The organism is Pseudomonadota bacterium (assembly GCA_039028935.1).
Taxonomy (GTDB): Bacteria; Pseudomonadota; Gammaproteobacteria; order Steroidobacterales; family SZUA-146; genus SZUA-146.
The window spans coordinates 138,959-155,398 of record JBCCHD010000003.1 but is presented as its reverse complement, the minus strand read 5'-3'; the positions used below and the strand labels follow the sequence as shown (position 1 = coordinate 155,398).

At 55.7% G+C, this 16,440-nt stretch carries 6 protein-coding genes; all 6 read right to left on the bottom strand.

Annotation, left to right across the window (positions count from 1 at the left end):
* Positions 1-13 precede the first annotated feature (13 nt).
* Positions 14-1,672, bottom strand: a complete 1,659-nt coding sequence (locus AAF465_02855; GenBank protein ID MEM7081647.1) for a serine/threonine protein kinase — start codon at positions 1,670-1,672, stop codon at positions 14-16.
* Between the two features lie 165 nt (positions 1,673-1,837).
* Positions 1,838-2,533, bottom strand: a complete 696-nt coding sequence (locus AAF465_02850; GenBank protein MEM7081646.1) for a winged helix-turn-helix domain-containing protein — start codon at positions 2,531-2,533, stop codon at positions 1,838-1,840.
* 97 nt (positions 2,534-2,630) lie between these two features.
* The gene (locus AAF465_02845) at positions 2,631-4,244 is read right to left on the bottom strand and encodes a glycoside hydrolase family 2 TIM barrel-domain containing protein (GenBank protein MEM7081645.1); all 1,614 of its coding nucleotides are present in this window, start codon (positions 4,242-4,244) and stop codon (positions 2,631-2,633) included.
* A gap of 310 nt (positions 4,245-4,554) precedes the next feature.
* Entirely contained in the window at positions 4,555-5,289 is a 735-nt protein-coding gene (locus AAF465_02840) for a hypothetical protein (GenBank protein ID MEM7081644.1), read from the bottom strand.
* Between the two features lie 142 nt (positions 5,290-5,431).
* Complete coding sequence (locus AAF465_02835; GenBank protein ID MEM7081643.1) at positions 5,432-8,572, bottom strand: hypothetical protein; 3,141 nt, start codon at positions 8,570-8,572, stop codon at positions 5,432-5,434.
* A 53-nt stretch (positions 8,573-8,625) separates the two neighbouring features.
* Entirely contained in the window at positions 8,626-16,173 is a 7,548-nt protein-coding gene (locus AAF465_02830) for an Ig-like domain-containing protein (protein MEM7081642.1), read from the bottom strand.
* Positions 16,174-16,440: the final 267 nt, after the last annotated feature.

Below are 16,440 nucleotides of genomic sequence, written 5' to 3'. Positions count from 1 at the left end.
TACTTTCCCTAACCTATTCGATCCAAAGAGACTCAGATCGAGCGCCATCAAAGATGCCGAATGTCCAGTCAGCCGCCCAGTTCACATCACCTAAGCTAAGCCCACCGATGTAGGCGCCGTCTTGTGGTGCACCTGGTAGCATCATGCCGTCCACACTCATGGTGGCGTAGTCGATGGAGTAAATGGGAGGAGCGCCTTCCAAGAGCTGAAGATCCGAATCATTTGCTGCGGTGGGGTTAGTCTGCCCAGCGAGCGTGGCAAATGTATTACCGCTGTCTATCGCGAATTGCTCGACCGAGGTTCCATTCGGCAAGGATCCACCATTGGTTCGCTCTTCACAGGCAAACACGGATGATGAAATGGTCAAGTCACCATCCTGAGCAGCTTGTTGAGAGCGATTGTCGATGCGCAGGCAGTAATTATTGTCGGCTGAATCGACGCCGAACGACGTAATGACCATCGAATCGGAAATATCTGCGAAGAGACCTTCGCGTAGGCGCCAGCCCGCGCCGGGATCAAAATCACCCTGAGCTTCGCTCGGAGAAATAATACACGTGAGGTTGCTAATTGTGGCCCGAGAGTTGATTCCTTGAGCGATTACCGCTTCGACTTCGACCGCAGTGAGTCCACTAAATGAGCCAATCCCATCCGCTTCGATGCAATGGTTACCAATACCACCGGCCTGAATCACCAACGCATTTTCAATCGACCCGGACCAGCCTTCGTCAATGTCAATTGAATCATCACGAACATATAGCGCAGCAAAATTCTTGAAACTGACCGCACCGCCGAACATTTCGATGCCATCGTCAAACGTAGAGTAAACTTGTAAATTCTCGACGATCGTGTTGCGGCCCACTCCGCCAAATGAAATGCCGTTAAGTTCATCGCCGTTGCCAACCGTTGCACCCGTGTGCTTGATGACAACGTACTCCAGGCGTCCCGAGCTATCATCGTCATTATCGCCACCGTATTGCGACTCATCGAGTCCCGCGGCGCCCTCTGCATCGACATGACAGTCCGTGGTGGCGAGATCGCCGCCCGCTCTTGAGCCCGTATAGTCGCATTTGTTCGTCACGCCGAAACCATTGATCACCATGCCACCCCACTGCTGCACAGCGTCGAAGCTTGGCAACGTGCCGGTAACATCCGACACCGAGGTGAAAGTGATCGGTTGATCGGCAGTGCCAACCGCAAACAACTGAGATCCACGGTTAATGATCATGAAGTCAGAGCTGGACTGAAAGGCAACCGTCGCACCCGCCTCAACCGTCAAAACAGGGCCATCTCCACCTTCTGAAATGCCTGCCACCATCATGTCAGAATCATTGTCGTACGTTTCGCCGACGAAGAGACTACCCTCGAAGATATGTGCGCCGCCGTTATCAAGCGCTGGAATGGTCATATCCACAGTTAGGTTGTTGCCGGCATCGACAAACGAAGGGCTATAGTTACAGTTGGTGCCATCAAACACGCCCTCGATGACTTGGCCCCCTGAATTCGTATACGAAGCACATACATCGTTAGCATTGGCATTTGGGTTAGTAGCGCCCGTGTTGGTAGTGTTGTTGCTGTTCTCCACCGTGGTTCGAGGCTCTATATTGATGTCTCCTCCCCCACAACCAACGAGTACACAGGCCAGCGAAATCGCGAGAGCGCGCTTAAAAATCATTTTCTTACACTCCAAAAAATTACTGTTAACAGGCGCGGAAGATCCTTTTCACTTGACACGAGAACACCTGCATTTCGGCTGGCATGTTCTACGGCTTGTGTGACAAAGCCGTTTCACGAATGTTAAAGTTTTATTTCAAAAAACTAATTGTTGTAAATTCAACGACTAGCTGTACTGCGCTTGAAGCCGGTACCCTTTTCCACGCACGGTCTGTATGTAACGGTCGCAACCCTGTTCAGCAAGACGACTACGTAGGCGCCGCACATTTACATCAACAGTGCGAGCGTGTACACACTCGACGTCATGCCAGACGTTGCTGATTAACTGACCTCGTGTGAACATACGCCCGGGATTTCTAATCAAGAAACTCAACAAGCGGTACTCGAGCGGCGAAAGATCTACTGGGGAACCATTGGCGGTGACTTGACAACTCACATCATCCACTAAAATTGAACCCACTCGTTCTGTTGTCTCAATAACGCGACTAACCGGCGGCCGGCGCAATGCTGTGGCCACGCGTGCATTCAATTCATCGAGGCTATAAGGCTTAGGCAAATAATCATCGGCCCCTGCCTCAAGTGCTTCGACGGCATCTCGATGACCATTCGGTGAAGTCATCAGCACGCGTACACTATGAAGTCGGGGGTCATTTTTGATTTCGCGCAGCAGATCCAATCCGACAACGTCGGGAAGATTGAAATCAACAATAATGAGTTCGCTCTTGCTGTCGCGCAGCAGCGACATAGCGCCGCACGCGTTTTCTGCGCGTCTTACCGAATGACCCGAAATGGCTAGTTTTCGAATCGCCGCTTCGGCAATCGTTGGATTAGAATCCGCAAGAACTATACTGGCAAACGGCATCGCATCTCGTACAATCAGGAAGATAATTGTAGGAGACCACACCGATATGACGAGAGTGTGATCGTTTTATGTCACTTTTGTGACGCCGATTATGGGCTTATTTTACGAAACGAACGTCGTCGAGATACACGGTTACCGGTGTGCGGCGGCCACTAATCGTAATCACAAACGCCGTTTTGATACTGCTGAGATCTTTGCGACTTAGCGGCACGGTGTAGCGTGTCCAAGAATCGGTCAGCTCGACCGCTTTGCCTTTGACGATTGCCGAATCGGCGAAAGGCTTGTCGTTACCGATAATTCCAACGCCAAAGGTGACCTTTTCCCCGCCGTATTCACCGCGCGCCCAGACTTCCAGCGCGCGCGCGCCGGTCACGTCGAAGCCACCTTCTTGATCACCCCAGTTGTTGGGCGGGTGCTGCCAGGCCACGCCTACCCAGTTAAAGGTGCCAGTGTAATGCAGACGCACACTGCGATCACCACGATGGACGCTAGCTCGATAATCCCCGTCGAGGGTCAAGTCATCGACGTTACCCATCCAGCCAGCCGGCGCCCAGGGCATCGCCTCAAGCCCGTCGGTATAAACGTCGATTGGCAGACGGGGACGCGGCGTGCCCATCACGAGAATCGGCAGGCTGGCAGTCGCCGCTTTTCCCGCTCCATCATTGACGTAGTAGAAGAGACGATACGCGCCAGGTTCAGGCGGCATGCGCAGTCGCACGTCATCGAGGGTTGCCTCAACAATCGCTTCGGGTATATCGGGCAGATCGCGGCGAAAATCACCGCCCGTCAACATTTCGCTGGACTCGGGCCTCAACGTCCATCGGGCGGTCAGCGACTTGGATTCTGGATCGGACACGTCGGTGGATACGGAGATCAACGCGCCCGGTTTCACCTGATCAGGTCCGTCGATGCGCAGAGGCGTCACCACCGGAGAACGATTGGCCGGTGGTTCACCAGTCCAGTATTCGGTCATGGCGTCGACTGTGGCAATCGTTGAACCATCGGGCAAAAGTAAGCCCAGCCATGTCGCGGTGCCCTCCATTTTGAAACCCCAGGTAAAGACATACGCGCCAAGTGCTTTGCCCGGTTGCTCAAGCACGGCGGATTCATAGCTGAGTTTAAAAAACGCCGCCTTTTCGGTGCTGGTTTGCTCGTAGGGCGAACCCCACGCGGTCTTACCCGATTCCCACGAGCCGACGGTGCCAAATTCGGTCAGGACATACGGCTTTGTGGCGCCCGCCTCGGCCAAGCGCTTGGGCAAGGAGGGCGCGCCGCCGTAGGAGTTAATGCCATGCACATCGATCGCCGGACTGCGCCGGTGCAGCCACTCAACTCGATCACCGCCAATCTCGGCAGTCACGGTCATAGTGGGGTGATGCGGATCCAGTTCTTTGACCATTGCCGCGATATCGTTCACCGCTTTCCAGATCGTCGGATCATTGCCGTCACCAAAGCCCTCCATTTCATTGCCAATGCCCCACATAAGCAATGCCGGATGGTCTTTGTGGGCGAGCACAGCCGCTTTGGCCCGTGCCATTTGCTCGGCCACCTGCGCTTCATCGCCATAGTCAAAGCCATGACGCTCGTGACCGAGCCAGATGCCGATCGTGACGGTCAGTCCAAGCGCGTGGGCCTCATCAAGAATGGCATCCGCGCCTTCTACGCCCCAAGTCCGAATAGAGTTTGCGCCCGTGGCCGCGAGTTGCGCCATCGGGCCGGTGCCCCCCGCGCCACGAATTACGTATGGCTCGCCGCCCCTCAGGAGCTGCCAGCCACTGTCCGTTTTCGTGAGTGTGACAGGAATTGGCTCAGCGAGGACCGGAGACGTAATTGCAAATCCGAGCAACGCGATGGCCGCGCGGACAATCCCATCACGAACCAGTCGTTGTCGTCGGACAATCGACTTGGGCAAATCACACGCATGGATCAACACACCGGCCAATATGCTGAAGAGACCCCAACGCCTAGACAGTGTGGCGCAACGCGTTGGGTAGGATGGCTGTGCGTTGTTGAATGGGTTGCTAGCCACCGTTAATACTGACGACACCGTTATCAAAATTGGGCGGTGTAGCCGGTTGATACGAGTAACCCCACTCAGACAATGCTGACAGCGCGAGCAGCGGATCCCCTGGAATCAATCGCGCAAAACCAGTCGCGGCCGTGCGGTAGATGTCATCCGCCGCGAGCTCGTTGAGCGGAATGGAAAATGGCACGGGATTGCCACTCGGATTGACATTGGCACAGCACTCGAAAAACACCACTGAACCAAAAAAGTTATCGAGTACCGAGCGATACGCTCGCAGAGCTTGTTGTTGGATGATCGGGTCGCCATTGACGTTAAACAACTCGTGCAGCGCGCGGGCCGTAAACCACTGATTTTCCCCTGAGGCACGTCGCGCCAGTGCGGTCGACCAAAAATAAACGCGCGCTTTCGCATAGTTGGGACCAGCCGGAATTTGGTTAACCAAATCAAATTTGGTTTCCGCCTCAGAGTTGTTGACATCAAACTCACGAATAAGCGCATCGCGGAAAGGATTGTCCGGATCCTCGAGCACGCACGTTTCAATATAGATACCCATATCGGCGCACGAAAGATTAAGCAAGGTATCGGTTGGCAGCACGATTTCGGTAACGACTTCGCCGTCACTTTCATCACGCTCCAGTTCGTTGCAACCGCTTAAGACAAGCAGCGCTGTCGCGGCGAACACCATGCCGGCTGTGCGGACGCGCCATGTGTTAGAGGTTTGATGACTCATGATAATAGTTCCTAAATATCGCACTCAGCCGTTATCGCTATCTGCGGATTGTGTGCGCTTGCAACAAGTTGTTTACTTCTTTGCGGTGCTGTGCTCAACACATTACTCGGCACCGACCCTCTACGTGCTGGTCAACCACCCGTTAAAACAGATAGTTAAAGTAGAACACGGTTTGAAAAATGTAGTCGTTTTCACCATCCAAAAACTCGTCCAGCGGTGAGTTCTCATCATTCGTACGGTACAGCGCGCGAATGCCCACCTTGGTTGCATTGCCGACCGTTGAACCGAACTGGTCACCACTGCCATCCAATATCACCGAGTAATCAATATTGTATTGCTCCGGGAACGTGACATTGAACTGGCGATGGAAGTCATAAGGACCGAACGCGTCTTTTTTGAAGTAGCCCGAGATTATGTGTTTACCACCAATCACCGCTTTGCCACTGAGCTCCCAAAACTCACGGGTGCCGCCATTAGGGTCGCCGGTCGACTGCTGTTTACCGGTCATAAAGTTGGCGATGTATTTCATTCGGCTGTTGGGGTTAAACACCATGCGACTTCGTACCGACCACACTTCCTCCGCCGGCAGTCCAACCCCAAACGAGGCGTTGATACTGGCCGGCTCAAAGAAGAACAGGCTCGCATCAGTTGGTGTCGGGTAATTCGTATAGTTCAGACCAATATTGAATGCAAACGGTGCGTCCTCGCGAAGATCGTTATCCCAATCGTAAAACGGCGTCGCACCAGTTGGGTCATAGGTGATCATCAACTCGGCCGAGCGTGCCTCGCGCGCGTCCAACACGGCGAACGGATCGCTATCGGTATCTCGCGGCGTGATGCCGGGGTTGAGTACACCCAATGGGCTCACCGAAGACTCGAGTATAGGGTTGGCGTGCACTAAGTTATCGCGATAGAGAATACGCGGGAACACCATCCAGTAGCCGAAATTCATCATCACACCGGCTTCGTATTCCTGCTTGTTGCCTTGTGACGAATACGGAAGTTGTGTGCCAAGCTCGCGAAGCGGCTGCCCGCCGTCCGCCACCAAACCACCGTAGTTGGCGCCGATGTACGCCAACGAACCGAACAGCGGGAACGACAGTTTGGCTTTTACACCGAGCGTGTCTTCAAAATCGATTTGATCGCGAATAATTTCCGTACCCACCACGCGCGAAAACTCTTCATCGATTTCTTCGGTGCTGGACACAATGGCACCGAGTTCCAGCGTCATCCCGTCGGTGAGCGGACGTTTGGCATAAACCGTAGTCTGACGCGACTGGCGAAGGGTCGCCGCCGTCGCCGATGAAGACTCACCCTGCCGCGCAATGTCTTCAGAGTGTATGAAAGTCATGTCGGTTTTGCCGAATTTACGATCATACTTGAGCATAATCTTGGGGTTGGCGCCCCAGTAGACCTCGGGCCCGGCCAGAATCGTCAATCCCTCGAACTGGTTCTTTCCGATGAACTCAATCCCTTCAGGGGCCTTCGAGTTCCAGATGTCCTGCCCCTCCATGTCCGTGGTTTCCCAAAGCAGGCCATAGAAATCGCCTTTGTAACCCCAATGGAATCGCGGCACGTGGTAAAACGCCTCGACATCGAAATTTTCGCCTTGATACGTGGCGCTAAAGTCGTAGATCTCGATGCGTTCGCGATCATTGAAGGTAATATCGCGCGTCTCAAACTCCTCGCCAATTTGCTGCAGGCCACGCAACACCAGCGGCAAGCCTCGACGACCATACTGAATTTCTAGGGGCTCTTTGTCCGCCACATTGCCCAGTATGTTCAGCGTGAACTGGCCTTCAATGTTGTCGGTTGGCTGCAGACCAAAGTCCAGGAAGATCATCTGCCCATCTTCGAACTCGGTGCCGTTCTCGCCATTAAGGCTAATGTCCTGTTCAGTGCCTTTAAGCACCAGCTCTCCAATCAGACTGCCGCCGGTGAACTGCAGCTTCTGCTTTTGTTCTTTCGATTCGCTCTTGAGCAGTCGCACCTCGCCCTTGAGTTCGAGGTAGTCCATATTGATGTCGCGTATCGACTGATTAAATGAACTTTTCTTAAGATTGTACGGATCCAGCGCCCAAATCTCTTTGAGCACATCGTAGGCCATACGCGGTCGCGCGGTGTAGACACCATCGCTGTTGCGCGTACCCAGAGCGGTAATACCGAACCACTCTTCGTTCATGTTGTTCTTGCCTTCTGCCCAATCGAACAAGTAAGCCTGGTTCGACCACGAGGCATTGTTATCTTGCACATCGAGGTTTTCGGTCTGCAAGTACTTCCACCATTCGTCACGCCATTCGAACACGAAGCCGCCGATTGCATTGCCCTCTTCGCCATTGCCGTAGCTCTTGTTGTACATCTCCTGCCACTGCTGCTGCAGCACAGATGCCTGAGCATATTGGTCTTCTTGAAACTCGCGCGCGTTAAACGCGTCACTACCAAACTCAAAAAACACGACGGGCACGTCGAGCTTCTCGTCGACGCGCGCCCACAAATCGGTGAAACTCACGCCGCGATACACGTTACTGCCAAGCAGATCCATGTCTACGCAGTATTCAGCAATCAGATCGATGTACTGGATATCACCATTAACAATGGTGAATGGGTGATTCGGTGCGATCTCTTTACCCGCCTTCATCACCTCGTTAAACAAGCTATACAAGTAGCGCGCCTTTTCTGTGTTGCGTTCGCCCTCCGGCAAGTTTTCAATCTCAAAACTCGTCCAAGAGAGCTGGTAATTGCTCTCATTACCAAAGGCAAACATCAGAACGCCCGGCACATCTTTGTATTGATTGACGATTTCGAGCATGTCTTTTTTGAGCGTGGCACGCGTGAGTGGGTCAGAGTAGTCCGTATTCGGAATCCAGCGCCCACCCACTAAATAGCCATAGCGACCCATTAATGGGTTTACCACGGTCATAATGCCGTGCTCACGGTAGATGTACGTGATCCACTTTGGCGGAATCATGGAAAACGAGCGAATCGCGTTAACGCCCGCTGCCTTCATGAGGCCAAAATCGTAATCGAGCACCTTTCGAATATGATCGTCGGAATGCCCCCACAAATTATACGAGTAGTTTTCGTTGCGTGGCGTATAGCCCCACACGATCCCCTTAATGTAGAAGTCTTCACCATTGACCTGAAGCTTCCAGCCCTGATCGTCTTTGTAGGTGGTGACCCGATCGGCCTGCGCCGCGGCGTTGCTGGCGACCATCAAGCTCACCAAAGCAAGTGCCAGAGCGACAATCGTCTTACCCCCAGACAGGACGTTGTTGTACGCCATAACTACTACTCTTTTCGTTATTAAAGGTTAATAAATTGCGTGTTGTCGTGCGTTTACTGCGATGTTCTTACTTCCAGATTGTCGTAGAACACACCCGATGGCTCGTAGTTTGATGCATTGTTCAAAAAGCCAAACTGTAGAAGCTGGCCAATAAAGCTCGCATCCGTCACGTCAACCACCAGCGTGTAGCGATCCCAGGTGGTGGTCAGATTCGTGGTGTCTTCCGTATCGCTAGTGGTCTCAGAAAAACCAGCAGACGGATTAATCACTTTCAGAAACGCCTGGGCCGTTGAGTCGCAGGGCGGATTGGTCGTTGCCGCACACTCAGTCGCGTCATTAATATTGCCGCGTTTGGCATCGAAACTGAAATAGAACGTCTTGCCGACATCATCGGCAGTAATCGTGAATTCCTGGAACACGTTGGCTTCAACCCGGTTACCCACATCATGAGCGCCCGTATTGTTGTAGTCGTTATAGACCGACATTGAGTTGAGCCCTTGCGGCGCGCCGCCCTGGCCGTCAACGACAGCCGAGAACGCTGCGCCACCGTTTGGCGATGGGAATGAGAAGTAGTTGAACAGGAAGGTACCGCCTGGATCAAAGACGTTCGCACCGACCAACCAGCCATCTTCGCTCAAGTCGTTTGGCACGGCGTTCTGTGCTGGCGTCATGGCCTCAAAATCCTGCGCATAGAACACATCGGTGGGTAGTGCCGCCGGATCACAGGTACCCGCGTCCCGACAAGCCACCTTCACGCGAATATTGTCCACGTCAATCTCTGCCGTGCCGCTCGCCACATCCAAACCAAACAAGGCGATGACCTGCTCTAAATTCAAACCGGTGCCGGTCTGGTTACCGAGCATATCGGCGATTTTGGCCGAGTAGGTATTCCAGTTGGTGTCCCCGGGTAACGGTATCGCCACTGAGCCACCATTACCGCTACCGCTGTCTAGGCGCGCAGCAAGCGTGGTGCCGACCGTGGCCGAGTTCACGCGCATGTCGAAAATCAGTTCACCGGCTGCATCAGCGCCACTGAGGTTGAAACCCGATTCCACTAGCGGATCGGCGCTAAAGTCCTGCGAGTTCATCGAGACTGAGCCCGAACCGCTCACATTCACGCGCCAAATCGTGTTGCCACCATCATCGACATTGGTGTCGCTGGCCGTTACGCCGCCTGAGGAAGCGGGGACCAGGGTGTTATCGACCCCATCGAGCGATACCGTCGCCGGTGCATCCGTGTACACCTCCAGCATGGCGGTCGCGGGGGCATTCGGTGCTACCACGGGTGTGACACCCGGATCGCCCGTACTGCATCCGGTGCCGGCCATTGGATCAGTCGGGTTGGCGCATTCGTACACACGTACTTCATCCACTTGAAGCGTTAGCGGGAAGGTGCCGCCGCCGGCGTTGTCATTCACACCAAAGCCAATCGCAACGTAGAAGGCATGATCGAACGGGGCCGCCCCCGCGCCGACTTCGAAGACCCCATCCGCATCTTCGGCATAGGTGTACCAGTTGCCCGACGTTTGGGTCAGCACATGAACATCGTCCACAAACCAGCGCACTTCACCTTTCTCCCATTCGATGGCATAGGTGATAAACGCCGTATCGGGTGCGGTGGGTGAGGTATACGTGCCGGTCGTTGTCGTGTTTTCTGGCACCGGCAGACCATAGTGCAGCGACTGCTCGACATCGGCATTACCACCACCGAGGTCCGGCGCGGTCGCGATGTCGATTTCGCCTGACAGGGGCCAAGCACCGTAGGTATCGCTGGCTGGAAGCAACATCAGCGCGGGTGCCGAACCAGGCGTGCCCGGCATACGCGCATCGATCTCAACGCGGCCGTAGGTCAGCTCCTGCTTACCGCGAGAATCGACAAACCCAGACACATAAGACGGCCCGGCATTTTGCTGCGCTTCGATGCTCAGCACGCCGCCCGCTACGGACACATTAGCCGTCGCGTAAGACTGCTGACCGGAGCACGGTGCCGGACAATCCGCATCGGTACGCGCGGTCCAATTGGCCCCTTCTAACGCGCCCGATTCAAAATCATCGGACCACACCAATGACCACTCCGTAATCTGACTGAGCACGGTTTCCGTGGCGCCAGCGCTGCCGTTCCCAGCCGCATCCGCTGCCGCGTCGGCGGACACGCTCACGACCAGATCACCCCCGGTAGGTGTAATGCTAGCGGTATAGGTGGCCGCGTCCGTCGTGGCGAAAGAGCCGGCCGTACCGTTTGTCACGTCGATATCCGCCAGCGCAAATCCGCTGACCTCTTCAGAGAAAGTAAAGGTCGCCGTGATCGGGTCGAGTGAAGTGAAGTTGGCGCCCAGCCCCGTAATAGCCAGAGTCGGTGCGGTACGATCGAACTCGACCGACGACGCGTCGGTTGTCGCACTCACCTGTGTACCCGCCACGCCGTTGGCGTCGACAAAATCAATCGTGAAGGCGACCGCGCCTTCGACATCAGTGACCAACAGTGCACGCGATGCCGACCAGGTGTCGCCGCTTCCTGTCACGCTAGCCGCCGAACCGGCTATCGTCACGGTGGGTTCGGCGATGTCTTCACTGGCGGTGATCGATATCGTCACGGTGTCGCCGGCTTTTGCCAGCGTGGTGTCGGCATTGTCGGAGACCATACTCACGGTAGTCAGCGTGGGCGGCGCCAGATCAAAGGTCACGCTCGATCCGTCGGTGGTCACCGTCGACTGTGGACCATCATTGCCATCGATGTCCGCAAAGTCGATGGTGAAGGCCACCACGCCTTCCGCATCGCCGCCCGTCATCACGCGGGTAGCACTCCACGTGTCGTCTGCGCCCGTTACCGAATCGGCGGCAACGCCGTTGATCGTGACGGTCGGCGCGGTAATGTTCTCGTTCGCGGTCATCGTGATCGAGACCACATCGCCCACCGTCGCAAGCGCGGTGTCCGCGTTGTTCGACGCAATACTGATCGCGGTCAACAGCGGCGCATCGGTATCGAGATTGTTGGTGATCGTCACCGTCGTCGCCGCCGTGTTGCCGTTGCCTACGCCATCCTGCGCCACGTTTGCCGCGACATCGATGAGGAGGTCGCCAACGCCGGTGGGCGTGACGTCCAAGGTGTACGTATCGGCATCAACCGCGGTGAGCGTGTTGACCGCTCCGTTGGTGGCCTGAACATCCACCGCCGTGAAGCCGCTCACGGCCTCGCTAAACTGAACCGTCAAGCTAATGGCGGTCAGCGACGTAAACTCCGTCGGCGCCCCATCAATCGATACCGTTGGTGCAACACCATCGATCAACGACCCGGCATCGGCGAAGAGATTACCATTGCCCGCCGCATCCTGTGCCGCACCCGCGGTAACAGCGACAGTGAGATCGCCACCACCATCCGGCGTCACGTCAACCGTGTAGTTAGCGGCATCCACCAGCACAAAGTTCGACGCCACACCGTTCGTCACAGCGATATCGGTCACATCAAAGCCATTGACCGCCTCGCTGAACTGGATGGTCAGCGCAATCGGGTCGAGCGTCGCAAAATCGGCTGCAAGACCGGTGATGCTGACCGACGGCGCCACCGTGTCGATGGTGCTCGCGGCCTCGGTCGCGGCAGCACTGTCGTTACCGGCGGCATCTTGGGTAGCACCCGCCGCCACATTGACTGTCAATGCGCCCTGCGCCACAGGCGTAATGTCCGCGGTGTAGGTTGCCGGATCGACACTCGCTACATTCGCCACGGTGGCATTAATCGCCACAATGTCCGACGCGTCAAAGCCGGTGACGTCTTCGCTAAAGGTAAAGGTGAGCGTCACGGGGTCGAGCGAATTGAGCGCGGCGTCTAACCCGGTAATCGCAACCGTGGGCGCCACCGAGTCGAAGTTGACCGCACTGGCATCAGTCACCTGCGTAGCCGTTACACCGGCGTTGCCCGCCAGGTCGGCGTAGTCAACGGTAAACGCCACCGGCCCTTGTGCCGTGCCTGCCGGCAGCACCCGACTGGCCATCCAACTTGCGTCGGCGCCAGTGACGCTATCTGCCGCACCACCGCCAATGGTGACAGTCGGTGCGCCGATGGGCTCATCGGAGGTAATACTCAATGTCACTGTGTTGCCGGACTGCGCCTGATCGGCTGCTGTATTGTTTGATGCGATCGTCAGAGCAGTTAGCGTCGGCGCGGTTGTATCGCCTGCTGGCTGCACACCAAACTCAACATCGTCCCACAGGAAGGTGAGCGAACCGGCGTCATCACCCGAGGTGCCGAAGTTAAAGAACACGGAAAGCGAACGGTAACTCGTATTCAAATCCAGGGCCGGCGTGCCCGCGACCGGATTGGCAAAATCAAAGACCAGTGTCTCCCACTGATTGGCCACTGTGGTCAACACTTCGGTTTCAACACCAATCACACCACTGACCACATTTTCCGCCTTGAGACGGACCGGCAATCCGGCCGCCGGCGAGTACACACGCATACCGATTGTCGTGTCGTTCGCGGTAAACGGAATCGCACTCGCTAGCCCATCGGTCGTGCTCATCGTTGTCCCTGACCAGACGGGCGTGCCCATCGGCTTGGTTGTCGACGCAACCATATTGCTGGCATTTTCCGGATCCACCACGATCGTGGTCATGTTTGCCACCGGCGAGCCAAAATCCGTCACGGTGTAATCGACGGACGCGTCATCAAACGTGATCGGCAGATCGATCTGTGCCAATCCACCGCCCATTCCACCGCCGTCATCGGGCGGAATAAGCGTGATGTCGTCGTAGTAGAATGTCCAGTTATCGGGGTCGCCACCCGCATCGCCGACAACACCCAGATCGAAGATCACGGTTATGCCTTCTACCATGCCCGAGAAGGCGCTGAAGTCGTAGGTCAACAGCTCCCATCCGGAGCCACTGTGCGGCAAATTAATTTCCGCTTCCGTCGGCCCCTCAAGTTTGAGCAGCACCATGACCGCTCGCGGCGACCACACTTTCATCGTGAACGTACTGCCGGCCATCACATCGAGCGGCGTGGGCAGATTCCATTTGGCGCCACCGAAATCGTCCGCCATGAACTTTCTCATCTGCACGACCTGGGCGCTGGTGTTGATTCCACCCGGCACCGGGTTTGAAATCACTTCCGCGGCACCGCCGCCAAAGCCGCCATCAGGACCGAAATCGTAAGTCGATGCGGGCGCTTCAAAATCGCCACCAAAGTCATCGGTATCACCACCGCCTGCGCCGCCGTCGTCGCCAGGCAGATAAACAATGTCGTCGAAGTAGAATGTCCAGTTATCCGGATCGCCCGTCGCATCACCGACCACGCCCAGATCAAAAATGAACGTAATGCCTTCTGCTGTTCCGGCAAAACTACCGAAATCGAACGTCAGCGTTTCCCAGCCAGTGCCACCGTGCGGCACGTTGAGTTCAATTTCTTGCTCCCCTTCGAGCTTGAAGAGCACCATCACTTCGCGCGGGGACCACACGTTCATCGTGAACGAACTGCCCGACACGACATCTAGAGGCGTGGGTAACTCCAGTAGCGAACCGGCAAACACTTCGCCGCTAAACTTGAGCATGCGCGCTACCTGCGCGCTGTTGTTATTCGCATCCGCAACCGGATTATCAATGACTGCTGCAGCGCCGCCACCGAAGCCGCCGTCGATACCAAAGTTGTAGCTCTCGGGCGCCTCTTCGAAGTCGATCGGGAAGGTCGCATCACCGCCCGGCGAACCACCACCAGATGACGGTGTAAACGTGATGTCGTCGAAATAGAACGTCCAGTTATCGGGATCACCTTCCGCATCACCGGCGGTGCCGTTGTCAAAAATCAAGGTGATCGCTTCGGCGGTCAGGCTCGTCGAGCCAAAGTCAAAGGTCAACTCTTCCCAACCCGAGCCGGTGTGCGTCACCTCGCGCTCGGCTTCAGATTCTCCCTCGAGTTTAAACAGCACATCGACTTCGCGCGGCGACCACACCTTCATCGTGAACGCACTGCCGGACGGCACGGCAATCGGTGACGATAGCGTCAGCTTACTGCCAGCAAACAGTTCGCCGTTAAACTTGAGCATACGACCGACTTGCGCACTGGTATTGATACCCTCTGCCACGGGATTGGGTATCACCGCAGCCGCACCACCACCGAATCCACCGGATGGACCAAAGTCATAGTTTTCCGGCGCCTCTTCAAAGTCGATGACTTGACTGCCACCGGACGAGTCGCCTACGTTTTGGAAAACGCGAACATAATCGACGAGCATCGTCTGTGGCCATGTTTCCAGTCCACTTGGCGGCTGGCTGTTGCTGCCTAACGTGCCCCCCATGGCAACGTTCAAAATCATATAAAACTCACGCAAAAATTCTTCCATCGTCGACGGCTGAATGTTGCGTGTGAAGTAGGTAATGCCGTCGATACTCATGGTGATGCGATCTTCGTTCCAATCGGCTTCCCAAATATGGAAGTCATCACCCAGCGACGTGGCAAACTCGCGTGTTTGCGAATCGAAACGCCAACCATCAGGGAACGTGCATTGCGCTGGTGCTTGAATGGTCTCGTCGCACCAATGAATGGTGGAGTGTGTCGTGCGGTTGTTGGAAATCGCGTTATGCATTTCCATAAAGTCAATTTCGCCAGAGCGCGGCCAGCCGATGACCGGATGATTAGCCCCGAGCGCCCAGAACGCAGGCCACGCGCCAACGCCAACAGGCGGTTTGATACGCGCCTGAACTTTGCCGTAGCGGAAATTGAATTTATTGAGGGTGTTGATCTTGCCGGAGGTCACTGTGCCATCGCGCGAGCCACACGGGGGCGTATCGCAGCGCGCCTGAATAACCAGGTTGCCTTCCTCGACACGCACGTTGTCAGGCGACGTGGTGTAAAGCTGCCATTCATTATTACCCCAACCGTCATTGTTAGGGCCATAGCCTGTTTCAAGCGTCCACTTCGTCGGATCCGGCACCGAACCCGACTCAAACTCGTCGGCAAACACTAATTCGAACGTGTCGTTGCCCCCACCGACCGGTGGATAGCCTGGGAACAAAAAGCCGAAGGTGTCCGTGCCGCCCATCTCGGCATACGTATTATAGAAATGGTTCAGTGCTTCAGACTCACTGCGCACTTCGGCGCCGGCACCCATCAGTGTTTCGACCACTGTGGCCACTTGCATCGGAAAATCGTCGGCAGTGAAGTCGAGCGTCACGCCACCCGCGTTTGCAGTGGCAGTGGCACTAACCTGGATACCGTTGGATAGATCGCCGTCCTCGTCGATACTCTGCAAAAATACCAGCTGGTTGACCGCGGCCTGCTGGGTTGGTGACACGCTGTTGGTGAGTTCGACCACCGTGACAAACGGCGCGCCCGCCACGCTTCCGAGCATGATGTCACCGATTGAAAACGTGATGGTTTCCAATGGTAGGTATTGAAATTCACCCGCCGTCGTCGTCACACCCGACGCGCCACCCGATGCGGACCACGCAACGCCTGACACCGGCGCATCGACGAGCACACCGGTTTGAGGGGGCTGCGGCGTGCCGGCGACAGGCTCCGGCCCGGAACCCTGACCGCATCCCACGAGTACCAACGACGCGGCCAAAAGAGTGAGCAAACGAAAGGACGGCTTAATTACGTTCAAATACATCACAAAATCTCAAACTAACTATATGAAAAGGCGTGCTTTTATTCTTTTGGTCGCGCTGGCGACTCTTCGATTTATCGATCTGCGGCGAGGGGTGCACCCGAGCAAGCGACGCCGGTCGATCAATACTAAGCAAAAGGTGACAACGTTGTCAAAAATGGCGGACAACGTTGTCAAGCGGATTTTGATGCTGTGGTCACGGCCAACCGAGCACGCGCACGGCGTCAGCCTAAGCCTTACAGATAAAAAGTCGTTTTTGTGTGAAATTTA

Coding starts and splice junctions, on each gene's coding strand:
- AAF465_02855 (MEM7081647.1), bottom strand. CDS start 1,672: ATGATTTTTAAGCGCGCTCTCGCGATTTCGCTGGCCTGTGTACTCGTT.
- AAF465_02850 (MEM7081646.1), bottom strand. CDS start 2,533: ATGCCGTTTGCCAGTATAGTTCTTGCGGATTCTAATCCAACGATTGCC.
- AAF465_02845 (MEM7081645.1), bottom strand. CDS start 4,244: ATGGCGCAACTCGCGGCCACGGGCGCAAACTCTATTCGGACTTGGGGC.
- AAF465_02840 (MEM7081644.1), bottom strand. CDS start 5,289: ATGAGTCATCAAACCTCTAACACATGGCGCGTCCGCACAGCCGGCATG.
- AAF465_02835 (MEM7081643.1), bottom strand. CDS start 8,572: ATGGCGTACAACAACGTCCTGTCTGGGGGTAAGACGATTGTCGCTCTG.
- AAF465_02830 (MEM7081642.1), bottom strand. CDS start 16,173: ATGTATTTGAACGTAATTAAGCCGTCCTTTCGTTTGCTCACTCTTTTG.